Annotated in this window: 23 protein-coding genes; 14 read left to right on the top strand and 9 right to left on the bottom strand. The window is 72.3% G+C overall.

Going from position 1 to position 22,671, the window contains the following annotated elements:
• Nucleotides 1-64 precede the first annotated feature (64 nt).
• Both purC and EXW95_RS09495 read right to left on the bottom strand, forming a co-directional pair.
• Nucleotides 65-784, bottom strand: coding sequence for a phosphoribosylaminoimidazolesuccinocarboxamide synthase (gene purC / locus EXW95_RS09500; protein WP_174367255.1), 720 nt, complete (start codon nucleotides 782-784; stop codon nucleotides 65-67).
• Between the two features lie 301 nt (nucleotides 785-1,085).
• Nucleotides 1,086-2,549 carry a DR2241 family protein gene (locus tag EXW95_RS09495; RefSeq protein WP_174367254.1) on the bottom strand — a complete coding sequence of 488 codons (1,464 nt, stop codon included), beginning with the start codon at nucleotides 2,547-2,549 and terminating at the stop codon, nucleotides 1,086-1,088.
• A 125-nt stretch (nucleotides 2,550-2,674) separates the two neighbouring features.
• On the opposite strand from EXW95_RS09495, the gene EXW95_RS09490 reads away from it, so the two are divergent.
• From EXW95_RS09490 to EXW95_RS09450, 9 genes are all read left to right on the top strand, one after another.
• A complete protein-coding gene (locus tag EXW95_RS09490) occupies nucleotides 2,675-3,100 on the top strand; it encodes a hypothetical protein (RefSeq protein WP_174367253.1) in 426 nt (141 codons plus the stop codon).
• Between the two features lie 94 nt (nucleotides 3,101-3,194).
• The gene (locus tag EXW95_RS09485) at nucleotides 3,195-4,280 is read left to right on the top strand and encodes a M20/M25/M40 family metallo-hydrolase (protein WP_174367252.1); all 1,086 of its coding nucleotides are present in this window, start codon (nucleotides 3,195-3,197) and stop codon (nucleotides 4,278-4,280) included.
• A gap of 107 nt (nucleotides 4,281-4,387) precedes the next feature.
• Nucleotides 4,388-5,461: a M36 family metallopeptidase gene (locus EXW95_RS09480; RefSeq protein WP_174367251.1), complete on the top strand. Its 1,074-nt coding sequence runs from the start codon at nucleotides 4,388-4,390 to the stop codon at nucleotides 5,459-5,461.
• Nucleotides 5,462-5,608: 147 nt separating this feature from the next.
• The gene (locus EXW95_RS09475) at nucleotides 5,609-5,788 is read left to right on the top strand and encodes a hypothetical protein (RefSeq protein ID WP_174367250.1); all 180 of its coding nucleotides are present in this window, start codon (nucleotides 5,609-5,611) and stop codon (nucleotides 5,786-5,788) included.
• 17 nt (nucleotides 5,789-5,805) lie between these two features.
• Nucleotides 5,806-6,015, top strand: a complete 210-nt coding sequence (locus EXW95_RS09470) for a hypothetical protein (protein WP_174367249.1) — start codon at nucleotides 5,806-5,808, stop codon at nucleotides 6,013-6,015.
• Nucleotides 6,015-6,389, top strand: a complete 375-nt coding sequence (locus tag EXW95_RS09465; protein ID WP_174367248.1) for a VOC family protein — start codon at nucleotides 6,015-6,017, stop codon at nucleotides 6,387-6,389. The genes EXW95_RS09470 and EXW95_RS09465 overlap by 1 nt, the downstream gene beginning before the upstream one ends.
• Nucleotides 6,386-6,796 carry a VOC family protein gene (locus tag EXW95_RS09460; protein ID WP_174367247.1) on the top strand — a complete coding sequence of 137 codons (411 nt, stop codon included), beginning with the start codon at nucleotides 6,386-6,388 and terminating at the stop codon, nucleotides 6,794-6,796. The genes EXW95_RS09465 and EXW95_RS09460 overlap by 4 nt, the downstream gene beginning before the upstream one ends.
• Nucleotides 6,797-6,816: 20 nt before the next feature.
• A complete protein-coding gene (locus EXW95_RS09455) occupies nucleotides 6,817-7,446 on the top strand; it encodes a dihydrofolate reductase family protein (RefSeq protein WP_174367246.1) in 630 nt (209 codons plus the stop codon).
• On the top strand, nucleotides 7,443-8,108 hold the full coding sequence (locus EXW95_RS09450; RefSeq protein WP_174367245.1) for a Type 1 glutamine amidotransferase-like domain-containing protein: 666 nt from the start codon (nucleotides 7,443-7,445) through the stop codon (nucleotides 8,106-8,108). Before EXW95_RS09455 ends, EXW95_RS09450 begins: the two co-directional genes overlap by 4 nt.
• Before the next feature lie 21 nt (nucleotides 8,109-8,129).
• On the opposite strand, the gene EXW95_RS09445 is transcribed toward EXW95_RS09450, so the two are convergent.
• Complete coding sequence (locus EXW95_RS09445) at nucleotides 8,130-9,500, bottom strand: TldD/PmbA family protein (RefSeq protein ID WP_174367244.1); 1,371 nt, start codon at nucleotides 9,498-9,500, stop codon at nucleotides 8,130-8,132.
• Nucleotides 9,497-10,891: a TldD/PmbA family protein gene (locus EXW95_RS09440; protein ID WP_174367243.1), complete on the bottom strand. Its 1,395-nt coding sequence runs from the start codon at nucleotides 10,889-10,891 to the stop codon at nucleotides 9,497-9,499. Before EXW95_RS09440 ends, EXW95_RS09445 begins: the two co-directional genes overlap by 4 nt.
• A gap of 181 nt (nucleotides 10,892-11,072) precedes the next feature.
• On the opposite strand from EXW95_RS09440, the gene EXW95_RS09435 reads away from it, so the two are divergent.
• The 4 genes from EXW95_RS09435 to EXW95_RS09420 all read left to right on the top strand — a co-directional run bounded on the left by EXW95_RS09435 (nucleotide 11,073) and on the right by EXW95_RS09420 (nucleotide 15,580).
• Complete coding sequence (locus EXW95_RS09435; protein ID WP_174367242.1) at nucleotides 11,073-13,112, top strand: molybdopterin oxidoreductase family protein; 2,040 nt, start codon at nucleotides 11,073-11,075, stop codon at nucleotides 13,110-13,112.
• Between the two features lie 11 nt (nucleotides 13,113-13,123).
• Entirely contained in the window at nucleotides 13,124-13,657 is a 534-nt protein-coding gene (locus EXW95_RS09430) for a dihydrofolate reductase family protein (RefSeq protein WP_174367241.1), read from the top strand.
• Nucleotides 13,654-14,397 (top strand): SDR family oxidoreductase, encoded by a 744-nt coding sequence (locus EXW95_RS09425; RefSeq protein ID WP_174367240.1) that lies wholly within the window; start codon nucleotides 13,654-13,656, stop codon nucleotides 14,395-14,397. Before EXW95_RS09430 ends, EXW95_RS09425 begins: the two co-directional genes overlap by 4 nt.
• Before the next feature lie 643 nt (nucleotides 14,398-15,040).
• Nucleotides 15,041-15,580 (top strand): VUT family protein, encoded by a 540-nt coding sequence (locus EXW95_RS09420; RefSeq protein WP_174367239.1) that lies wholly within the window; start codon nucleotides 15,041-15,043, stop codon nucleotides 15,578-15,580.
• A gap of 9 nt (nucleotides 15,581-15,589) precedes the next feature.
• Here EXW95_RS09420 and EXW95_RS09415 read toward each other — a convergent pair whose 3' ends face one another.
• The 4 genes from EXW95_RS09415 to EXW95_RS09400 all read right to left on the bottom strand — a co-directional run bounded on the left by EXW95_RS09415 (nucleotide 15,590) and on the right by EXW95_RS09400 (nucleotide 19,703).
• Nucleotides 15,590-16,018 (bottom strand): DUF1801 domain-containing protein, encoded by a 429-nt coding sequence (locus tag EXW95_RS09415; protein ID WP_174367238.1) that lies wholly within the window; start codon nucleotides 16,016-16,018, stop codon nucleotides 15,590-15,592.
• Nucleotides 16,018-18,483 carry a glycoside hydrolase family 31 protein gene (locus EXW95_RS09410; protein WP_174367237.1) on the bottom strand — a complete coding sequence of 822 codons (2,466 nt, stop codon included), beginning with the start codon at nucleotides 18,481-18,483 and terminating at the stop codon, nucleotides 16,018-16,020. Before EXW95_RS09410 ends, EXW95_RS09415 begins: the two co-directional genes overlap by 1 nt.
• Before the next feature lie 98 nt (nucleotides 18,484-18,581).
• Entirely contained in the window at nucleotides 18,582-19,334 is a 753-nt protein-coding gene (locus EXW95_RS09405; RefSeq protein ID WP_174367236.1) for a ribonuclease H, read from the bottom strand.
• 165 nt (nucleotides 19,335-19,499) lie between these two features.
• Nucleotides 19,500-19,703 (bottom strand): hypothetical protein, encoded by a 204-nt coding sequence (locus tag EXW95_RS09400; RefSeq protein WP_058974842.1) that lies wholly within the window; start codon nucleotides 19,701-19,703, stop codon nucleotides 19,500-19,502.
• A gap of 47 nt (nucleotides 19,704-19,750) precedes the next feature.
• Between EXW95_RS09400 and pyrE the strand changes: the two genes are divergently transcribed.
• Complete coding sequence (pyrE, locus tag EXW95_RS09395; RefSeq protein ID WP_174367235.1) at nucleotides 19,751-20,335, top strand: orotate phosphoribosyltransferase; 585 nt, start codon at nucleotides 19,751-19,753, stop codon at nucleotides 20,333-20,335.
• Nucleotides 20,336-20,353: 18 nt separating this feature from the next.
• Here pyrE and EXW95_RS09390 read toward each other — a convergent pair whose 3' ends face one another.
• Nucleotides 20,354-22,618, bottom strand: coding sequence for an HD domain-containing phosphohydrolase (locus tag EXW95_RS09390; RefSeq protein ID WP_174367234.1), 2,265 nt, complete (start codon nucleotides 22,616-22,618; stop codon nucleotides 20,354-20,356).
• Between the last annotated feature and the right edge of the window lie 53 nt (nucleotides 22,619-22,671).

Raw genomic sequence — 22,671 nt, 5'->3', positions numbered from 1 at the left:
GAGAGGTGATGGTTGATGGAAAAGGGCGGACGGATCGACGCTGCGACCTGTCAACTTTCAACCATCAACTGGCAGGCGCGGTCACGCGCCGGAGCATCTCGGCGTAGGCGTCTTCCACGCCGCCGAGGTCGCGGCGGAAGCGGTCCTTGTCCATCTTCTCGTTCGTCTGGGCGTCCCAGAAGCGGCAGGTGTCGGGGCTGATCTCGTCGGCCAGGACGACCGTGCCGTCCGCGAGCGTGCCGAACTCCAGCTTGAAGTCGATGAGTCGCACGCCGCGCGCCGCGAAGTACGGCACCAGGAACGCCTGCACGTTCAGCGCCAGTTCACGGATGCGCGAGAGCTGCTCGGGCGTGGCCCAGCCGAGCGCGACGGCGGTGTCCGTGTTGATCAGCGGGTCGCCCAGCGCGTCGCTCTTGTAGCAGTACTCCACGACCGGGCGGGACAGTTCGGTGCCTTCCTCGACGCCCAGGCGTTTGCTGAACGACCCGGCGGCCACGTTCCGCACGATGACTTCCACAGGAATGATCGTCACGGCCCGCACGCGCTGCTCGGTGGTGGACAGCAGCTCCAGGAAGTGCGTGGGCACCCCGGCGGCCTCCAGCTGCGGGAACAGGTGCGCGGTGATCGCGTTGTTGATGGCGCCCTTGCCCCCGATCTGGGCTTTCTTGACGCCGTTGAAGGCGGTCGCGTCGTCCTTGTACTCCACGACGTACTCGTCCGGGGCGGCGGTGGCGTAGACGCGCTTGGCTTTCCCCTCGTACTTCAGTTCGCCTCTGTCGGTCATACGGCCTCCGTGGGGAGGACGCGCTCCCCGGAATGTAGGAAACGCGTCCCCCGGCAGGCGGGGCGACGCTGGAATGTCGCAGTGCTGAGCATGTGCAGGCCTCCATCGCCGTCTCTCGGACGGGCTTACCGCTCCCGGTGCGTGGGGTGCGGGGCGTCTCACAGGACGCGGGTGGAAGAGAAGATGTATGCCCGCCCCGAACAGGGCGGTCACCGCTGCGCAGCGTAACACCCCCGCATGAGGCACATGCCGGGGTGTTCAGAGGACTTGGACGAACCCCCCGCCGGGGGCCCGCCCACCGTCAGTCGTCGCTGGCCGCCGCTTTCTTCCGCGCGATCTCCTCGCGGACCTCGGCGACCAGGAACGTGCAGGCCTCCGCGCAGGGCATCCCGCCCGGCACGCTGTCCAGGAACGAGTGCGTCAGGCGCTCCCCGGCCCACAGGCGCGTGCGCAGGCACCCGGCGCACACCCGCTCCGCGACCCGCTCGACCTGCTCGGGCACGGCGCGCTGCACCTTCGCGTAGATGCCCGTCTGCCGCCGCGCGGTCGTCGCCCAGGGGGTGGGGCGCAGCGCGTGGCAGCCGTGCGCGTACGTTTCCTCCACGACCGCCGGGTAGGTGTAATGCACGGCGCGGCGCAGGTCCGCCTCGTTCAGGACGGCCCGCCAGCCGCGCGGCAGATTGCGCAGCGTGTGCACCGGGCGGTGCTCGCCGCCGTCCGTGACCCGCACCCGGTCCCGCACGCCCTCGGGCGTCACCAGGGTCATCAGGTCCCCGCCGGGGCGGCCCTCGTCCAGCGCGTGCCGGACCTCGAACACGCCCAGTTCCGGCGTGATCAGCAGTTCGCCCACCCGCGCGCCCCGCCGGGCGAGCTTCAGGAACGCCTGCCACGCCGCCTCGTGCCCACGCTCGGTGTCCCCGCCGGGACCGCCGGCGCCGCGCGCCTCCTCCGCCAGGTGCACGATCACGTCCGCGACCGCCGCGTGCGTGCCGACCGGGCGGGCGTAGAACACCCGCTGATCCCCGTGCGGCTGGCCGGGGAAGTCCGTGACCGTGCCCGTCAGGCCCAGGTCCTGCGGGATGGTCTCCAGGGTGTGCCAGCCCTCGGACGCGAAGAACGGCACGATCACCACGCGCGGGGCGCGCACCAGGTCCGGCCAGCCGGTCACGCGCGGCTCCTCGTCGAGGAACAGGGCGTGCACCTCACTGAACAGCCCCGATTCGCGCAGGCGCGCGGCGTTCTCGACGATCACGCGGCTGCTGTTCTCGTTGCGGGTCGTGCCGTGCCCCAGCACGATCAGCGCCGTGTCCACCCCGTCCGTCGGGCCGTCCGGGCCGAGTTCCGGCAGGACCTCGCGGGCGCGGGCCTCGATCACGTCCGCCATGCCCGGGTGCACGCCGTACGGCTGGGTGTAGCGCACGGTGCGCCCCCCGATCACCCGCGCGATGCCCTCGGGCGGCACGGGGCCCTGGTGGCCCAGGCCCAGTTCACGCGGGATGACCGTCTCGGTGAAGTACCCCTCGCTGATGAACATCGGGATCACGGTCACGTCGGTGCTGGCGGTCGTCTTCAGCACCTGCCGCAGCGACGGTTCCTCCTTCCAGTACCCCTCGATCACCTCGTCGAACAGGCCGCGCCCGCGCAGCAGGTCCGCGTACCGGTACACGGCGACCGCCGATTCCCCGTTCAGGTGAGAGCCGTGACCAATCAGCACCAGTGACCGCATCCCTGCAACTGTAGCGCCCCGCGCGCGGGTTCCACCCATGAACGCCGCTGAAGGCCCCACTCACGCCCGAGAGCGGGCACGCGGCGTAGCGTGAGCGGCGTTCCATCCGAACTTCCCAGCGTGATCCGGCAGCGGACGCGCGACCCGCACCGGAGGTGCCCCCTATGTTCTTCCAGCAGAAAGACCGTCACGAGCAGATGGCCCGACTCGACCCGCGCGACACGAACGGCGACGGGCAGGTCAGCCCGCAGGAAGCCGCCGCGTACATCCAGGAGTACCTGCAGCAGGCCAGCCCCGAGGAACGCAACCAGATCCTGCGCGAGTACGTGGGCGGCATGAGCCCCGACCAGCGCCGCGAGATGGGCGACGCCATCGTGCGCAGCCCCGCCAACCCCGTCACGCAGGTCCGGCACGACGACGACAACGACCTCGTGGACGCCTACACGAAGACCGCGCAGGCCCCCGCGCAGGACGGCAAGAGCCCCCTGGAGGCCGCGTTCGCGCCCGGCGGGATGCTCAGCAGCCCCCTGGTGAAGGCCGGACTGGTCGGCCTGGCCGGCATGATCGGCAGCCGCATGCTGCGCCGCTGAACCCCCGCACCCACCCTCGCCCCCGCCCATCCCGGCGGGGGATTGCCGTGCCTTCCCGTTCCGGCCGCCCCGGGCGCACGTACAATGGCGCGCAATGCCCCTGACGTACCTCACCCGCATCGCCCAGACGCCCGCCCCGACCTTCCACGAGGAGCGGCGCGCGGACCTGATCGCGGGCCTGTGGACGGACCTGGGCTACGCGGTGCAGCGCGACGAGGTCGGCAACGTCCTGACCCGGATCACGCCCCCCGGCACCGAGGGCCTCCCGGCGCTGCTGCTCGCCTCGCACCTCGACACCGTGTTCGACGAGGACACCGACGTCACCGTCCGCGAGGAGGGCGGGCGTCTGGTGGGGCCGGGCGTGGGGGACAACAGCGCCAGCCTCGCCGTCATGACCGCGCTGCTGCGCGACCTGCGCGAGCGACCCGCCGCGCTGCGCCGCCCGCTGTGGATCGCCGCGAACGTCGGCGAGGAAGGCCTGGGCGACCTGCGCGGCGCCAAGCACCTGATCGCCGCGCACCGGCCACAGCTGGGCGCGTTCCTGGCGGTGGACGGCTACCTGGGCATCGCCGTGACCCGCGCCGTGGGCGTGCGCCGCTACCGCGCCACGTTCATCGGCCCCGGCGGGCACTCCTGGGGGGATCAGGCGCCCAGCGCCCTGCACGCCCTGGGCCGCGCGATCAGCGCCCTGTACGCCCTGCACCTGCCGGTGAACCCGCGTACCACCCTGAACGTGGGCGTCGCGTCGGGCGGCACCAGCGTGAACTCCATCGCGGGCACCGCCGACCTGCTGCTCGACCTGCGCTCCCTGGACGGCGAGGTCCTGGCGGACCTGGACCGCCGCGCCGTGGCCGCCCTGCACGCCGCCGCGCGCGAGGCGGGCGTGAAACTGCACCTGGAACGCGTCGGGGACCGCCCCGGCGGGGACCTGCGCGGGGACGCGCTGTTGGACCTCGTGCGGGATGCCAGCCGCGAGGGCCGCATCGACCTGCGCGTGGCGAGCAGCAGCACCGACGCGAACGCCGCCGTCCCGCACGACCTGCCGTCCCTGGCCGCCGGGGTGTACCGCGGCGGGAACGCGCACCGCACCGACGAGTGGGTGCAGGCCAGCAGTCTCACGCCGGGCCTGAAGTTCCTGCGGCGCGTCGTCGAGCTGTACCAGCGCCGCCCCGTCCGCTGAGCCGAAATCGGGCCCGCGACACGAACTCACCATTCTGCCCACCCGTCCGGGGGTGAGGATGTGCGGTTTCCGTTCCCCCCGGCGGGTGGGGGTAGACTGCGCGCACCATGAAACTCACTGTACGGTCGGCCCTGACGGGACTCCTCGGTCTTTCGCTGCTCGCCGCCTGCGGGCAGACCCCGGCGGGCGGCACGCTGAGCGCGCAGGGCGGGAACGGCAAGCCCGCCACGGGCCTGACCTCGGTCGCGGCGCGGGCGTTCGTGCCGAACCCCGTGCAGACCACCGGGAACCAGAACCTGACGGACGGGAAGGACAGCGCGGCCGCCGTGCCCGCCAGCGCGTACTTCAACGTCACCCTGACGAACCTGGACGGCAGCGGGTACCTGAGCGGCGACTACGCCAAGGTCGTCAGCGAGACCGGCACGCCCGTGTACGGCAGCGGGCCGTTCAACTTCACGCGGGATCAGGACGGCTTCGAGCAGGTCATGGCGTACTTCTGGGTGACCGAGGCGCAGAAGTACATCCAGTCGCTGGGCTTCGGCAGCGAACTGCGGCCCGTGAACAGGCGGCAGCAGGCGCTGAAGGTCAGTCAGTACGGCATCGACAACTCGTACCAGAACGACCAGCCGGACATCATCCGCCTGGGCAAGGGCGGCGTGGACGACGCCGAGGACGGCGAGGTGATCGTGCACGAGTACGGGCACGCGGTGCACAACGCGCAGGTGCCGGGCTTCGGGACCAGCCTGGAAGCCGGGAGCATCGGCGAGGCGTTCGGGGATTACCTCGCGCTGACGGTCGGGGAGGCCGTGGCGCGGGCGAACGGCGCGCCCATCAACGCGCCGCTCGCCTGTATTGCCGACTGGGACGCCGTGAGCTACACCACGGCCGCACCGCACTGCCTGCGCCGCACCGACACGGACAAGCACTACCCCGAGGACGTCCGCGGCTCGGTGCACGCCGACGGGGAGATCTGGTCCCGCGCGCTGTGGGACATCCGCCGGGGGTTGAATGATGTCCGCATGGCCGACCGGATCATCATCAACGCGCAGTTCGATTTTGCGCCCGACACGACCTTCGCGGCGGCCGCGCAGCACACCGTGAACGCCGCGCAGACCATGTACGGCGCGGGCGCGGCGGCCACCGTGAAGGCGGCGTTCGTGGCGCGCGGCATCCTGCAGTAAGCGCACATCAGTGGAACGGGGGAGAGGCAGTCCTCTCTCCCATTTTTCTGTCGCCACTTGCGATCGGGTTGATTCTGTTTTAGGCTAATCCTGCATCGTCAGATTCACCACATTCAGGTGGGACGCCCTCCCGCCGGGAGGTCACCCATGCAGCTGCACCCCTACCTCGGCTTCGACGGACAGGCCCGCGAGGCCCTGGAGTTCTACCGGTCCTGTCTTGGCGGCACCCTGGACCTCATGACCATCGCGGACTCCCCGGTCGCCGCGCACTTCCCCCCGACCAGCAGAACCGCATCCTGCACGGCAGCCTCACCAGCGGCGCCCTGACCCTGAGTGCCTCGGACATGACCGGGGACGTGGGCCGCACCCACAGCGTCACCCTGGCGCTGACCAGCCACGACCCCGAACACGCCCGGCAGGTCTTCGACGCACTGGCGCAGGGCGGCGCGGTCACGCACCCCCTGAGCCCCTCGTTCTGGGGCGGCACTTTCGGGCAGCTGACCGACCGCTACGGGCACCACTGGATGATGAACATCCTCCCCGCCACCCACTGATGCGCGCCGTCACGCCCTTCCTGATGTTCCAGGGACAGGCCGCCCCCGCCCTGGCGCTGTACCTCACCCTGCCCGGCGCGCGCCTCCTGCACCGCCAGGACACCCTGGGCGGGCGCGTGCAACTGGCCGAACTGGACCTGAGCGGGCAGCGCGTGCGCGTCACCGACTCGCCCATCCCACACGCGTTCACGTTCACGCCGTCCACGTCCCTGTTCCTCGACTGCGACACCCGCGAGGAATTCGACCGGGTGTGCGACACCCTCGGGGCAGGCGGCGAGTACCTGATGCCCCCGGACGACTACGGCTTCAGCACCCGCTTCGCGTGGCTGCAAGACCCGCACGGCGTGTCCTGGCAGGTGAACCTCCCGGCATGAACTGGACCCTGGAAGTCATCGTGGTGCCCGTCACGGACCTCGACCGCGCCCGCGCCTTCTACGCCGACGGGCTGGGCTTTCACGTCGACCACGACACCGTGCGCGGCGGCCAGCGCCTCATCCAGTTCACGCCGCGCGGCTCCGGGTGCAGCGTCGTGATCGGCTCCGCGCTGCGGCCCATGCCGCCCGGCACCCTCCGGGGCATGCAGCTCGTCGTGAACGACCTGCGCGCCGCGCACGCCGAACTGCTCGCGCGCGGCGTGCCCGTCTCCGACATTCAGGTGCGCGGTGGCCCCACCCCCCGCCCCGCCACGCCCGACGACGACCTGAACTTCGTGGGCTTCCTGTCCTTCCAGGACCCCGACGGCAACGGCTGGACCGTCCAGCAGATCACCGCCCGCCCCTGAATGTCGGAGGTGCCCCCCACATGCGCCCACTGATCGTCTGTAATTTCGTCACGCTGGACGGCTGCTACGAGGACGCTGGCCGGACCCTCGCGCCGCTGTTTACGTACCAGCACCCCGACTACCACGCCGACGACGGGTTCGATCACTACACGCTGTCGCTGCTGGAGCGCGCGGGCACGCTGCTGCTGGCCGGGCACGAGTCCGCGCGGAACAACCTGCGGTACTGGCAGGGCGTCCTGACCGACCCGGGCGCGACCAATGTCCGCCGGGCCTTCGCGCGCCGCATCGCGCAGATCGAGGTGATCATCGTGTCCGACCACCTGACCCCCGCCGACCTGACCGCCTTCCCGAACGCCCGCGCCGTCCGCGTGGCCGACGCGCCGGGCACCGTCCGCACCCTGAAGGGCCAGCCGGGCGGACCGCTGCTGATCCTCCTGAGCCGCCTGCTGTGGAACGACCTGCTGGCCCGCGGACTGGTGGACGAACTGCACCTGACCACCTTCCCGCTGCTGGCCGGGCCCGGCGGCACGCCACTGTTCACCGGCCGCCCCCCGGTGCAGTTCCGCCTGATCCGCTCGGCGACCTTCGCCGGGTCCGGGAACGTTCTGACCGTGTGGGACACGTCCGCCCTCACCCAGGAGGCCCCATGAAGTACCTGCTCACGTCCGGTGGGGTCACGAACGCCAGCATTCACGCCGCGCTTGAGGAGATGCTGGGCAGACCCACCGCCGAGTGTCATGCGCTGTGCATTCCCACCGCGCAGCACGGCCACCCCTGGTGCACGCCCGGCAGCGCGTGGCGTTTCGTCGCCGGACGCAGCCCCGCCCCGATGGTCGATCTGGGCTGGGCCAGCGTGGGCCTGCTGGAACTCCTGGCCCTGCCGCACCGCCCCCGCGACCGCTGGGAGGCGTGGGTGCGGGCCGCCGACGTGCTGCTCGTGGACGGCGGCGACGCGGCGTTCCTGGCCCACTGGCTACGTCAGTCCGGGCTGGCCGACCTGCTGCCCGACCTGACGGACACCGTGTGGGTCGGTGTGAGCGCCGGGAGCATGGTCCTGACGCCCCGCATAGGCCCGCAGTTCGTGTCCTGGCCCAGCGCGGACGGCGACGACCGGGGCCTGGGCCTCGTGGACGTCTCGATCTTCCCGCACCTGAACTACCCCGACTTCCCCGACAACCGCATGGCGAACGCCGAGGCGTGGGCCGCGCAGATCGGCGGGCCCGCCTACGCCCTCGACGATCAGAGCGCCCTGCGTATCGTGGACGGCGTGACCCAGGTCGTTTCGGAAGGAGAGTGGCGGGCGTTCCCGTGACGGGCGCCACTCCCCGGCCCGTCACTGTCCTGCGATAGACAGGGCGCCGACGAGAACGTCCGGCGCGCCGGTGCCCAGGTACGTCCAGTGCAGGTCCGCCCCCACCCACTGCACGTCACGCAGCAGATCCAGAAAGTTCCCGGCGACCGTGAACACGTCCAGCGCATGCTGCCGCTCGCCCTCCTGCACGAGGAAGCCACTGGCCTCCAGGCTGAAGTCCCCGGTCACGGCGCTCGCGCCCGCGTGCCCGCCACTGACACCGAGTAGCTGAATCCCGCTGAACGAGGCGGTCGGCGCGTCCGCCCCGGTCGCATGCGGCACCAGGAAAAGATTGCTGTGCCCCACACCCACCGGGCCGCCCAGACCGTACCGCTGGGCGTGCCCGGTGCTGTCCACGCCCGCACGGGCGGCGGTGCCCTGATTGTGCATCACGGCCTTCAGCAGGCCGCCCTCCACCAGCGTCAGGGGCGCGCTGGGGCAGCCCTCCGCGTCGAACGGGCGGGCCAGCAGCCCCGTCTCCAGCGTCGCGTCGTCCATCAGGGTCACGCCCGGCGCGGCGATCACCTCGCCCACCCGCCCGGCCAGGGGGCTCTTGCCCTCCTCGATCATGCGGCCACTGAACATCGGGGCGAACAGGCCCAGCAGTTCCGCCATGGCCCGCCCGGTGATCCACACCGGGAACGCCCCGCTCGGCGCGGGCTGCGCGCCCAGCAGTGCCGCCGTGCGCTCCACGGCCGTCAGCGCGGTGCGGGTAGGGTCCAGCTGCGTGAACTCCCGCGTGAACTGCCAGTCGCCGTCCATCTTGCTCTGACCGTTCTCCGACAGCAGCGGGTAGACCTCGGTGATCGCGTACAGCGCCTGCGCGCGGCGGTCCAGCCCGCTCGTGTTCGCCACCTGCCAGTCCCGCACACTGTCCTCATAGCCACCGTACGGGACGCTCACCACGCGCGGGTCGGCCCCGGCTGCCACGCGGTCCAGGTCCAGGGCCGCCGCGACCTTCTGCGCGACCATCACGCCGCTCAGGCCCTCGCCACTGAGGTCCATCGCGGCCGGTGGGGGCCAGTTCACCAGCGCCGCGCCCGCCTCGGGCACCGTCAGCTCGGCGTTCTCCGCCGCGCGGTCCAGGGCGCGCTCCAGCGCCGCCTCGCTCAGGTTCTCCGTGAAGCTCTCCCCCCACGCGCCGCCCCGCAGGACGCGCAGCGCCACGCCCTGCTGCGTGGACAGCTGGAACTTCGTCACCTCGCCCCTGAGCGCACTGACGCTGGTGTCCTGCTCACGCTGCGCGAACACCTCCAGTGCCAGTCCCCGCGCGCGGGCCAGTCCCAGCAGGAAAGTTTGAGCCCCTTCCAGGGACAGCTGCGCGTCCGGCGCGCGGTTCAGGTTGCGGGTCATGCGCGGCCCCCCACGGTGATCTCCGAGATCAGGATGTGCGGCTGCCCCACGTCGGTCGGCAGGCTGCCGGACACGCTGCCGCACATGCCCTGCCCCAGCCGCAGGTCCCCGGCGACCCCCACGATGTTCATCAGGTCCTGCGCGCCATTCCCCACCAGCGCCGCGCCCCGCAGCGGTTCAGCCACCTCGCCCCCACGGATCATGTACGCCTCGTTCACCGAGAAGTTGTAATCCCCGGTGCCCGGCACGACACTCCCGCCGCCCATGGTGCGCGCGTAGATGCCGTGCTTCACGCCCCGGATCAGTTCCTCGGGCGTGCTGTTCCCGGCGTCGATGAACGTGCTGCGCATGCGGCTCGCGGGCGCGAAGCGGTAACTGGCGCGCCGCCCGCTGCCCGTGCGGGCCTCACCGGTCTTCAGGTGCCCCACGCGGTCCACCATGTACGACTTCAGCACGCCCCGCTCGATCAGGGTGGTGCGCTGCGGAACCATGCCCTCGTCATCCACGCCCAGCGCACCCCACGCGCCGGGAATCGTGCCGTCATCCACGGCCGTCACGCAGTCGTGCGCGATGCGCTGCCCGATCTTCCCGGCGAACACGCTGGCGTTCTTCTCCACCGCGGTCGTCTCCAGGATGTGCCCGCACGCCTCGTGGAAGATCACGCCGCCGAACGCGTTCCCGATCACGACCGGGTACTTGCCCGCCGGGGCATACGCCGCGCCCAGCATGGCGTTCGCGATCCGCGCGGCCTCCGCGCCGATCTCCTCGGGCGGGCGCTCCTCGAAGAACTCCAGGCCGCGCCCCGCACCGGGGTTGGATGACCCCGTGGCGCGGTCCGTGCCGCCTTGCGCAATGGCGGTGCAGGCAATCCGCGTGCTCAGCCGCTCGTCCTCCGCCCACAACCCCTCGGAGTTCGCGATCAGGACGCGCTGCACCATGTCCAGGTAGTGGACATCCACCGTCCGCACCGCCCCCACGCTGGCGGCCGCCGCGTGCGCGCGGCGCATCAGCGCCAGCTTCTGCGCCTTCTCCGCGTGCAGCGGATGCTCGCGCGCCACCTGCATGGGCGTCACGTCCACCCGCGTGAAATCCAGGCCACCCGCGCCGCCCCCGTCCGTCACGCCCGCGTCCCCGCGTGCCTGCGCCACCTGCCGCGCCAGCTCCAGCAGCCCGGTCGCCGTCACGTCGTTCGTGTACGCGTACACGACCTGCGTGCCGTACAGCAGCCGCACGCCCGCCCCGAACAGGTTCCCGTCCCGCGCGTCCCGCAGTTCCCCCTGATGCAGCCGCAGGGCCGTATTCACGCGGTCCTCCACGAACAGCTCCGCGAAGTCCGCCCCGCCCCGCCGGGCCACGCCCAGCACCTGCGCCACCAACGCCTCATCCAGCATGACTGCCTCCTGTTGTCCGTGACGGTCACCATACCGGCCCGCCAGGCCCGCGCGCGGCAGAAGCCCGCCGGGCAGGCCAGATGGCCTAGTGGTCTGCCCCCCACTTCACCCGCCACCTCACCGGCTGCGTCCGCCTGAACCGGCCCTCCCGGTGCAGGGGTGGGGCGGGTATCCTCGCGGTATGACCGCGCCCGACTCCCTTTCGCGTGATGTGCTGCTGACCTGCCCGCTGGACTGCCCGGACGCCTGCCGCCTGAAGGTCACGGTGGGCCGCGACGCGCCGGGCGGGCCGGAGCGGATGCTGAAGGTGACGGGGGACGCCGCGCACCCGGTCACGAGGGGCTTCGCGTGTGCGAAGACGGTGCATTACCCGGCCCGCGCGAATCACCCGGACCGGCCGCTGTACCCGCTGAAACGCGTGAACGCGAAGACGGAGGCCGAGCCGGTCTGGGCGCGCGTGACGTGGGACGAGGCGCTGGACGACATCGCCGCGCGCCTGCGCACCCTGCTGGACACGCGCGGGCCGGGCAGCGTCCTGCGCTACAACTACGCGGGCACGATGGGCCTGATGGAGGGCACGCACGTGCACGCGCTGTTCCGTGCGCTGGGCGCCCCGGAACTGGACGAGACGATCTGCGCCACGGCGGGCACCGAGGCCTGGAGCCTGGGCTACGGCACGCGCTTCGGGGTGGACCCGGCGGACGTGGCGCACGCGCGGCTGATCGTGCTGTGGGGCATCAATTCCCTGAGCACGAACAGTCACCTGACGCCGCACCTGACGGCGGCCCGCAAGGCCGGGGCGCGGATCGTGTGCGTGGACCCGTACCGCAACCGCACGGCGGCCTTCGCGGACGAGCACCTGAAGATCATTCCCGGCACGGACGCCGCGCTGGCCCTGGGCGTGATGCACGAGTTGTTTGCGCACGGCTGGACGGACGAGGCGTACATCGCCGAGGCGACCACCGGCGTGGAGGAACTGCGTGAGGCGGCCCGCGAGTGGACGCCCGAACGCACCGCCGAGGTCACCGGGCTGGACGCGGACGTGATCCGTGCGTTCGCCCGCGCGGTCGGCACGACGCGGCCCACGTACTTCCGGGTGGGGTACGGCATGACCCGCCACGAGCATGGCGGCACGAACCTCCGCGCGGTGACGCTGATCCCGGCGCTGACGGGCGACTGGCGGCATCGGGGCGGAGGCTGCACCCTGAGCACCAGCGGTGCGTTCCGGCTGAACCGCGCCCTGCTGGGGGCCGCGCACCTGATCCGCCCGGACGCGGCGCGCGTGAACATGAACGAGTACGCCGCCGCCCTGCACCCGGACCGGGACTTCGGGGCCACGTTCATCTACAACTGCAACCCGGCGGTCGTCGCCCCGGACGCCGGGCGGGTCCGAGCGGGGCTGCAACGGGACGACCTGCTGGTGGTCGTGCTGGAACAGGCGATGACCGAGACGGCGCGGCTGGCGGACTACCTGCTGCCCGCCACGACGTTCGCCGAGCACGCCGATGTGTACACCAGCTACGGCCACCACTGGCTGGGGTACAACCCCGCCACGCTGGACGCCCCCGGCGAGGCCCGCCCGAACTCCTGGGTGTTCCAGGAACTCGCGCGCCGCCTGGGCATCACCGAGCCCAGCGTGTACTGGACGGTGGACGACCTGCTGGAGGAACTGCTGGCCAGCGACCACCCCCTGCTGGCCGGGATCACCCCCGAGCGCCTGAGGGCCGAGGGCAGCGTCCGCCTGAACCTCCCCGACGGCTTCCTGCCGTACGCGCACGGCGCGGAGACGCCCAGCGGGAAGGTGCAGCTCAGCCCCGCGCCCGCCCACCGCGAACCCCTGGCGGGCCTGAACGCCGAGTACCCGGTGCGGCTGCTCACGCCGCCCGCGCATCACTTCCTGAACAGCACGTACGGCAACCTGGCGAACCTCAACCGCGCCGAGGGGAACGAGCCGCACCTGCTGCTGCACCCAGGTGACGCGCAGGCGTCCGGCGTGACCGACGGGGCGCTCGCCACGCTGACCAGCGAGATCGGGAGCGTGCAGCGCCGCGTGAAGGTCACGGACGCCGCGCAGCCCGGCGCGGCCATCCTGGAGGGCACCTGGTGGGGCCTCAGCGCGCCGGACGGCCGCAGCATCAACGAACTCACCGCGCAGACCCTGACCGATCTGGGGGGCGGCAGCACCTTCCACAACACCCGTATCCGCATCGAACCCGTTTAAGGAGGTCACGCGTGCGTCCCCTGATCGTCACCGAATTCGTGTCCCTGGACGGCGTGTACGAGGAACACTCGCCGTGGCGTGCGCCCTACCGCCCGGACGACGGCCCGTTCAAACGCGACGAACTGTTCGCCAGCGGCGCGCTGCTGCTGGGCCGCACCACCTACGAGGAATTCGCGGCCTACTGGCTGACCGCCACCGGTGCGTTCGCGGACCGCATGAACGCCCTGCCCAAACACGTGGCGACCACCCGCCCCGGCCCGCTCGGGTGGAACGCCACCGCGCTGGGGCCGGACGTGGTGGCCGACGTGCAGGCCCTGAAGGCTCAGCCGGGCGGCCCGCTGCTGGTGTACGGCAGCGGCACCCTCGCGCAGACGCTGCTGCGGCACGGACTGGTGGACGAACTGCGCCTGATGGTCTTCCCGGTCGTCGTGGGTCACGGGAAGCGGATCTTCGACACGCTGGAGCACCTCCCCCTGACCCTGCTGGAGACCCGCTCACTGGGCGCGGGCGTCCTCCTGCTCACGTACGGCCCGGCGCGCCCATGACCACCGTCCTCATCACGGGTGGCAGCCGGGGCATCGGCGCGGCCACCGCCCGCCTCGCCGCGCAGGCCGGGTACGCGGTGGGTCTGGGCTACCGCCAGGACGCGCAAGCCGCTGCCGGAATCGTCCGGGAGATCGAGGCCGCCGGAGGCCGCGCGCTGGCCGTCCAGGCCGACGTGGGCAACCCCGACGACGTGGAACGCCTCTTCGACACCGTGCAGACCGGACTGGGGGGCCTGCACGCCCTGGTGAACAACGCCGGGACGCTCGAACGGCAGGCGCGCGTGGACGAACTCGACGCCGCCCGCCTCCAGCGGGTGCTCAGCACGAACGTGATCGGCGCATTCCTCTGCGCGGGCGCGGCTGTCCGGCGACTCTCCACCCGGCACGGCGGGCCGGGCGGCGTGATCGTGAACGTCTCCTCCCGCGCGGCCGTCCTCGGGTCGGGCGGCGAGTACGTCGACTACGCCGCCTCGAAGGGTGCCGTGGACACCCTGACCGTCGGCCTGGCCCGCGAGGTCGCCGCCGAGGGCATCCGCGTGTGCGGCGTCCGCCCCGGCCTGATCGAGACGGACATCCACGCGCTGGGCGGCGAACCGGGTCGCGTGGCGCGGCTCGCCGCCAGCGTCCCCCTGGGCCGCGGCGGCACGCCCGACGAGGTCGCGCAGGCCATCCTCTGGCTGCTGTCCCCGCAGGCGGCGTACGTGACCGGCACCACCCTCGACGTCAGCGGCGGACGCTGAGGGTGGTGCGCCTGACGTTCAGGTGCGCTGTGGCCGGGCCGCGCACCGCGCGCAGCAGCGGACTTCACGGACGCACGCCGTGCCCTGCCCCCCGGGATCGTCCCGCCGCTGACCCCTGCGGGGCTTGCCCCGGCGTTTCCTGCGGCGCAACAGGTCCTGAGGTTCAGGTCGGGGAGGGTACACGCTGCTGCGGGGTGGGTACTGGATGGGGCGCGTCTGGACGGTCATCATCAGGCAGGGTTCACCGGCAGGTTGAACCTGCTGGCAGACTTCACATCGGTACATGGTGGGCAGCCTTGGAGCGGGCATCATGCGGCTGCGGCCCGTCAGGAGAGCGGAGGTCTGGCTGCCCCGGGGCAGCGACACGTCAGCTGAATTGTCTACGTCACTCGGTTCGGTCTTGGAGAGGGAACTCCATCAGATGGAGCGGACCGCGTCCCTACGTGCCGCCAGCGTAGCACGGGCTTCGGTGTGGTGGGAGTCCGAGTTATGCTCTGGGGTGCGCGGCAGGCCCCGTCCCCGGGACTCTGCTGGTTCCGCCCGCTCCACCCGACCGTATCCCCCTGTCCGTTTCCGTCCAGGCGCCCCCCGCGCGCCTGCGTTGCCGCTCGACCTGTCCTGTCGATCCCGGCCCGAGGTCCCCATGACCCATGCACCCAAGGCGGCGCTGCCGCTGCTGCTGATCGCCCTGTACGCCCTGAGCATCCTGCTGGCGAACCTGACGCTGAACACCTTCATTCCGCTGCCCGTGTACGGCCTGCTGAGCGTCGGCACGATCTTCTTCGCGGCCGTGTTCACGCTGCGTGACCGCATTCACCGCGCGGGCGGCCTGAACGCCGTGTACATCGCCATCGCGGCGGCGCTGCTCGTGAACACCGCCGTGGCACTCGTGACCGGCACGCCGTGGCGGTTCATCGGCGCGAGCTTCCTGGCGATCCTGGCCGGTGAACTCGCGGACACCGCCGTGTACCAGCGGCTCATCCAGCGCAACTGGTGGACCCGCGTCCTGGCAAGCAACGCCGTGAGCGTCCCGCTGGACAGCGTGCTGTTCAACCTGCTGGCCTTCTGGGGCGACATGCCGCCCGCGCAGATCGCGCAGATCATCTTCGCGGACGTCGTGATCAAGTACCTGATCGCCGCGCTGTTCGCCATCCGCGTCCGGCACGCCGCCCGCGCGGCCTGACCTGACCGTTCAGGTCAGGCGGGGCTTCTTCCGGGCCGCCTGCGCCTGCTCGTTCGCGGCGGCGGCGGCGCGGATCAGCTCGCGGAAGGCCGCGTCGTCCAGCGTGGCCCCCTCGGGCAGGTCGATGGCGCGGCGGGCGTTGCCGTCCAGGCTGGCGTTGAACAGCCCCGCCGGGTCGCGCAGGCTGGCCCCGCGCGGGAACGTGAGTTTCACGGCCCGCGCGTAGCTCTCGCCCGTGCAGATGATCCCCGCGTGCTCCCACACCGGCACGCCGGGCGAGGTCGCTTTGGCCCACTTCACGCTCTCCTGCACGCCGGGCAGTGCCTCGTGGATCAGGGCGCGGACGCGGCGCAGGGTGTCGCCGCGCCAGCCGGGCAGCGCCTCGATACGTTCGCCCACCGGATCGTGATCGTGGGTCGTCATCAGTCGACCGGTCATCAGTCCACCGGGAGGGCGTCCAGCTCGCCCTGCTCGTCCTCGTCGTCCGGGTCGAGGTCCAGGGTGACGGTCTGCCAGCGGGCCGGGAGGGTCAGGCGCAGCACACCGTCCTCGTAGGCGAAGCTGGCCGCACCCTGCACGGCGCGGACGTGCCCCAGTCCCAGGACGTGCATGGTCTCCCGCTGCTCGAAGCTGCCGGTGTCGCCCTCGGCCTCGCGGCGGATGACGAGTCGCGCGCCCTGCCGCTCGCCGACCAGCCGGGTCAGGCGCCCGCCCGTGTGCCCGTCCCCGGCGTCCTCGAACAGCTGCCCGATGAACCCGGCCGGGCCTGCGTGGATCAGCCACGACAGGCGCTCCCAGCGGGCCGAAGTGGTGTGCGGCGCGGCCTCCGTCACGGGAATGGCCTCACCGGCGCGCAGGTACATGGGCAGCGTGTGCAGCGGCGCGTCCGCCACGACGTGCTGCCCGCCCGCGTGGATCGGGCCGAACTGCGACAGGTTGAACACCGCCGCCCAGCGCCCGGCCGGGAGGTACACCAGTCGCCGCCGGTGCCCGGCCCGCAGGACCGGTGCGACCAGCAGGCCCTCGCCGAGCAGGTACTGGGTGTCCTCGCGCGCGGCGTCCTCGTCGGCGGGCCAGTGCAGCGCCAGCGGGCGCATGACGGGCAGCGCCGTGCGGGTCGCTCCCTGCGCCAGGGTGTACAGGTGCGGCAGCAGCCGGTAGCGCAGCTCCAGCGCGGCGCGGATCACGTCCGTGACCGCCTCGCCGAAGCGCCAGGGTTCCTGGTCGGCGGTGCCCAGCGCCGCGTGGTTGCGCACGAAGGCGTACCCGACCGCCGCCTGGTACCAGCGGGCCAGCAACTCCCCGGTCGTGTCCCCCGCGAAGCCGCCCACGTCCGCCGCCGCGAACGGAATGCCGCTCAGGCCCAGCCCCTGGATCATCGGGAGGCTCAGGGCCAGGTGGGACCACGTGGCGGTGTTGTCCCCGGTCCACACGGTCGCGTGCCGCTGAATCCCGGCGTACCCGGCGCGGGTCAGCACCCACGGGCGGATCTGCGGGCTGAACTTCGCGTAACCCAGGCGGCTGGCCTCGCTCATGCCGTTCGCGTACGCGTTGTGGACCTCCAGGTGCGTGCGGGTGCCGTGCCGCGCGTCGTACGGCAGGGTCTTGCCCTCAGTCTCGCGCGGCTGGCGCAGGCTGAAGCACGCGGGTTCGTTCATGTCGTTCCACTGCCCCTGAATCCCGGCGTCCGCGAAGACCTTGTGCCGCCCGGCCCACCACGCGACCACCTCGGGCCGCGTGAAGTCCGGGAACACCGCCGGGTCAGGCCAGACCTCCCCGACCAGCACGTCCCCGCGCGCCGTGCGGACCAGATGATCGCCCTTCATCGCCTCCTCGTACACGTCGTACCCGGCCTCCAGCTTCACGCCGGGGTCCACGATCGGCACGAGCTTCACGCCCTGCGCGCCCGCCTCCTTCACGAAGGCCCGCAGGTCCGGGAAGTTCGCGCCGCTGACCGTCCAGACCTTGTACGCGTCCATGTAGTCGATATCCACGTACACGCTGTCCAGCGGCAAATTCCGGTCCCGGTAGCCCTGGATGACGGCGCGCAGGTCGTCCGCCGTGCGGTACCCCCAGCGGCTCTGCGCGGCGCCCAGCGCCCACAGCGGCGGCATGGGCGCGTACCCGGTCAGGTCCGCGTAGCGGCGCAGCACGTCCGCCGGGCGCGGCCCCGCCAGCACGTACACGTCCAGCTCCGGCCCCGAGGACGCCCAGCGCAGCTCGGTCGGGTGCGCGCGCGCCACGTCCACCTCCATCCGCCAGGACTCGTCCACGAACACCCCGTGCGCCCGGCCATCCTGCAGCACCGTCGTGAACGGCACCGACACGTACAGCGGGTCCGTCTCGGTATGGTGCGGGTAGCAGTCGGTATTCCAGAACGTCAGGTGCATCCCGCGCTTGTCCAGCGGCCCCACCCGCTCCCCGAAGCCCAGGTACATCGCGCCGTCCTGGGCGTCCAGGTTCAGCCGCGTGCGGCGCAGGTTGAACCGTTCGGCGTCCAGCGCGGGCCGCTGCGTGGGCGCCTCACCGGACCAGCCCAGCGCACTGACCAGCACCCGCTCGGTCGCGCCGCTGCCCGTCGAGACCCGCCACGCGCCACTCGCGCGGTCCAGCCGCAACGACAACCCCCCGCCGATCACCAGCAGGTCGTCGTCCAGTTCAGCGGCGTTCAGCGTCACGCCGCCCGGCAGGTCGGGCCGCAACGCGAAACTCCGCTTGACCGGCATGCGCGGGAACCCCAGCGCGTTCGCGCGGGCCTCCGGGAACAGCCGCACCCGCAGCACCCCGGGCAGCGGCGCGCTGACCACCAGCACGTCCGACTCGCCCCACACGCGCACCTCCGGCCCCTGCCCACCCGGCGCACTCACCCCACCCGACTCCACCGCGAACGAAGAGAACCTCATGTACCCACCAGCGTACCGCTGTTGAGGTCAATGGTTGAAGGTTGATGGGTGAAAGAGGCTGGGCTCCATCACCCATCAACTTTCAACCATCAACGTCCCTACCCGGTGCCGAGGAAGTCCACCTGCACGCCGTTCTCGTCGGCGGCGCGGCGGGCGTGGTGCAGCTGGGCCTGCGCGGCGGGCCGCAGGGCGCGCTCGGGCCGCTGCCAGAGGGCCTGCGCGACGCGGCTGGCGCGGCGGATCAGGAGCGCCTCGCCGGGCAGCGCGAGGCCCACGGCGGCCAGGAGGGCCTGCGCGCTGGGTGGCACGTCGGAGTTCAGGTCCAGCGGGACGTGCGCGGTGACGCGCTCGCCGGGGCGGCGCAGGCTGACGCGCGCCTCGGGCTGCGCGGGCCGCTGCTCGATCAGCACGTCCGACTGCACGCCGGGCAGCCCGGCGGCGCCGGTGCCGCGCCGAGCGTCGTTCGCCAGATCGTGGGCACTCTGCATGTGGCGGCGCGTGCGGGGCGCGTACACGACCCGCAGGGTCACGCCGCGCGCCTGGGCCTCGGCGTGCACCTCGCGGGCGTCCTCGTCCAGCAGGGCCGGGCCGCGCCCCCGACCGACCGACGCGATCACCGCCTGATTGTCCGTGTGGACCGTCAGGGCCTCCCCGGCGGGCGCGGCCCGGACGGCCTCCAGCACCGCGCGGACCTCGGCGGCGTTGTTGTCCGGCGCGAGCAGCTGCCCCTGGAAGCGTGCGGGGAGCGTGCCGGGGCGCAGCAGCACCAGCCCCCAGCCGCCCACGCCGCGCGCAAGGCCGTCGGGACCGGATTGTTCCTGCCAGCTGGCATCCACGAACGCCTGATTCACGCGGGGGGTCCTCCGGGGGTGGGGGAGAGGTCGGGGGCGGCGGGTCTTCAGTCTGACCTGCCCGGCCGGGCGGCAGGCTGAGACAGCCTTCAGGGTCACCAGCATGCCGCGCGGGCCGCGCGGGGCGGATCCGCCACCCGGCCTACGCGCACGGGGGCCAGCGGTTCAGTCGAGGGTGGTGTCCAGCGTGCGCGACAGCACCTGCCGCGCCAGGCGGTGCAGGCTGCGCGGATCGAACTCCCCGGCCTCCAGGCGGCGCAGCAGCTCGGGCTGGAGCGCGGCGTCCCGCGCCAGCTGCGCCAGCGGAATGCCCAGCAGGCGGCGGCGCGCGCCCAGCTTCACTCCTCCCGGAAAGGTCACGGTGTCCATGCGCCATGATGCCCGGCCCCGCCCGCCAGGAATGGGATACTGGCACCATGACCCACGCCGACCCCGCTGCACTTGACATTCTCGACCTGTACCGCCAGGCCGGCGCGTACCACGAGGGGCATTTCCTGCTCGCCTCGGGCCGCCACAGCCCCAAGTTCCTGCAGAGCACCACCGTCCTCCAGTACCCGCAGTACACCGAGCAGATCGGCCGCGCGCTGGCCGGGGCGCTGCGCGGCGCGGGCATCGACGCGCAGCTCGTGATCGGCCCGGCCATGGGCGGCGTCGTCCTCGCGTACGAAACCGCGCGGCACTACGGCACCCGCGCGATCTTCGCCGAGAAGGACGGGCAGGGCGGCATGAAGATCCGCGAGGCCTTCACCCTGCAGCCCGGCGAGACCTTCGTCGCGGTCGAGGACGTCCTCACGACCGGCGGGAGCGTCCTGAAGGCCGTGCGCGCTGCCGAGGCTGCCGGGGGCCGCTGCGTGGGTATCGCCTGCATCGTGGACCGCCGCGCCGACGGCGGCGACCTCCAGGGCTACCCCCTGGTGTCCCTGACCCGACTGGTGTTCGACACCTACCCCCCGGACGAGGTCCCCGCGTGGCTGGCCGCACTGCCCCTGCAGGAAATCTGAATCGGGATGTGATGGACGTCAGGAGCGGCTGAGGGGCTGCTCCTGCGCGTCTGTCGGCGGGTCTGTCTGCGCGGCGCGCGTGGCCTCGATCAGCGTCAGGAAGGTGTCCACGACCTGCGGGTCGAACTGCGTGCCGCGCCGCGCGCGGATCTCCGCGACGGCCCGCTCGTGCGGCCACGCGGCCTTGTACGGGCGGGGGTGGGTCAGGGCGTCGTACACGTCGCACACCGCGAAGATCCGCGCGGCCAGTGGGATCTCCTCGCCGCGCAGGCGGTCCGGGTACCCGCTGCCGTCCCAGTGCTCGTGGTGATGCCGGATGACGTCCAGCGTGGCGGGCAGCAGCCCCTGCAGACGGTGCGCGATGTCGTGCCCGCGCGCGGCGTGGTGCTGCATGACCTCCCACTCCTGCGCGTCCAGCGGGCCGGGCTTCAGGAGGATCGCGTCGGGAATGGCCAGCTTGCCGATGTCGTGCAGGGACGCGCCCTGCTGCAGGGCGTGCAGCGCCGTCTCGCCCAGGCCCAGGCGGGCGCCCAGCCGTTCGGAGAGCGTCACGACCCGCGCGGTGTGCCCGGCGGTTTCCAGGTCACGTTCCTCCAGCGCCGCGCCCAGCGCCAGCAGCCCGCCCTGCACGGCGTGCCGCAGGTGCTCCAGCGCCGCCTGCTGCTCCAGGGTGTGCCCCAGCCGCGACGCGAGCGCCTCGGTCAGCCGCCGCGCCTGCGGGGTCACGACCCGCCACGTGCCGAAGTGCAGCAGGCTGATCACGCCCATCACCCGCCCCCCGTACCGCACCGGGACGAGCAGGATGCTCTTCAGGCCCCCCTCCAGCCACGCGGTCAGGACGTGCGGTTCGGCCGGGTAGTCGTTGCTCCAGCGGGTGGCGCTGTGCTCGATCACCTCGGCGGTCAGGCCGCGCCGCCCGGTGAAAGGCTGCCCCAGGGTGCCGCGCATCGGGGCGGGCACCTCGCCGTCCAGGCGGGTCAGGACGAACGTGTCCCCCTGGCGTTCCAGGTACGTGCTGGCCTGGAAGCCCAGCATGTCCCGCGCCATGCCCAGTCCCTCCTCGAGGACCTCCTGCGGCGTCTCGAACTGTTCGAGGCGACTGGTGAATTCCTCCACGCTGGCGCCCAGGCGGGTGTCGCGGCCCGCCTGGGCCCGCTGGCGTTCCTTGTCCTCGTACATGGCGGCGTCCGCCAGGGCCAGCACGCGTTCCAGGGACGTGACGGCCGTGACCTGCGTGACACCCACCGCGAAGGGGGGCAGGGTGTCGCCCGGCGAATTCAGCTGCGCGGCGACGTCCTCCAGCAGTTGCGTCGTCTGATGGCCCGTGAGGCGCGGCAGCAGCAGCACGAACTCGTCCCCGCCCAGCCGGGCCGCGACGCCCCCCTCGGGCAGCGCGGCCTGCAGCGCGTGGGCGACGCGGGTCAGGTGCGCGTCCCCGGCGCCGTGCCCGCCCAGATCGTTGATGGCCTTCAGGCGGTTGAGGTCCAGCACCGCCACGCCCAGCGGCCCGGCCGCCTGCGCCAGCGTGAACTGCCGCTGCAGGCTGCGGCGGTTCCACAGGCCGGTCAGCGGGTCGCGTTCCTCACGTTCCCGTTGGCGTTTGGCCTCGGCGTGCCACGCGCGGGCCTGATGCAGGCTGCGGTTCAGGCGTGCGGCGAGCAGGCCCGCCGTGACGAGCGCGCCCAGCGCGGTCAGGGCCGTCAGCAGCAGCGTCAGTTGACGGCCGATCTCGACGGTGGCTTCCTCTGCGGCGCGGACGTCGCCGATGCGGTCGCGCAGCGCCGTGAAGGCCGGGTCGACCTGCGTCTCGTCCACCTGCGCGGCGGCCTCCAGTTGCCCGCGTGCGATCAGGTCCAGCAGGGTCTGGACGGCGCCGGTGTACGCCGCGACCTGCCTGTTCAGCGTGTGATCCCCGGGGGCGTGTGGATGCACCCGCGCGAGCAGCAGGTCATCGCGGCTCAGCTGCCCGAGCTGACCGGTGAACCGGCGCAGATCCGCGAGGCACGCGCGGGCCTCGGCGCTCAGGTCGGCGTCCAGCTCGCCACGCGCGCGGGCCTGCCACTCGACGGCACTCAGCGCGAACGCGGCCGTGCGGGCGTCGGCCAGGGTCAGCAGGGTCCGCTGGTGCCGCGCGACGTCCTGGATGACCACGGCGCTCAGCGCGGCCGACAGCAGCGTCAGGGTCAGCAGGGCGTACAGCCACGCCGGGGCGCCCAGCAGGCTGTCCCGCACCGCGACCCGCCACGCGGCGCGGCGGGTGGGGACGGGCGGGTCGGGGGCCATGCGGTCATCATGACCCGGCGCGCCTCTCCCGCGTCTGACAGGCGGCGCCCTTC

This window comes from Deinococcus sp. JMULE3 (assembly GCF_013337115.1).
Classification (GTDB): Bacteria; Deinococcota; Deinococci; order Deinococcales; family Deinococcaceae; genus Deinococcus.
The sequence above is the reverse complement of the archived record's forward strand: the minus strand, read 5'-3'. Positions and strand labels throughout refer to the sequence as shown.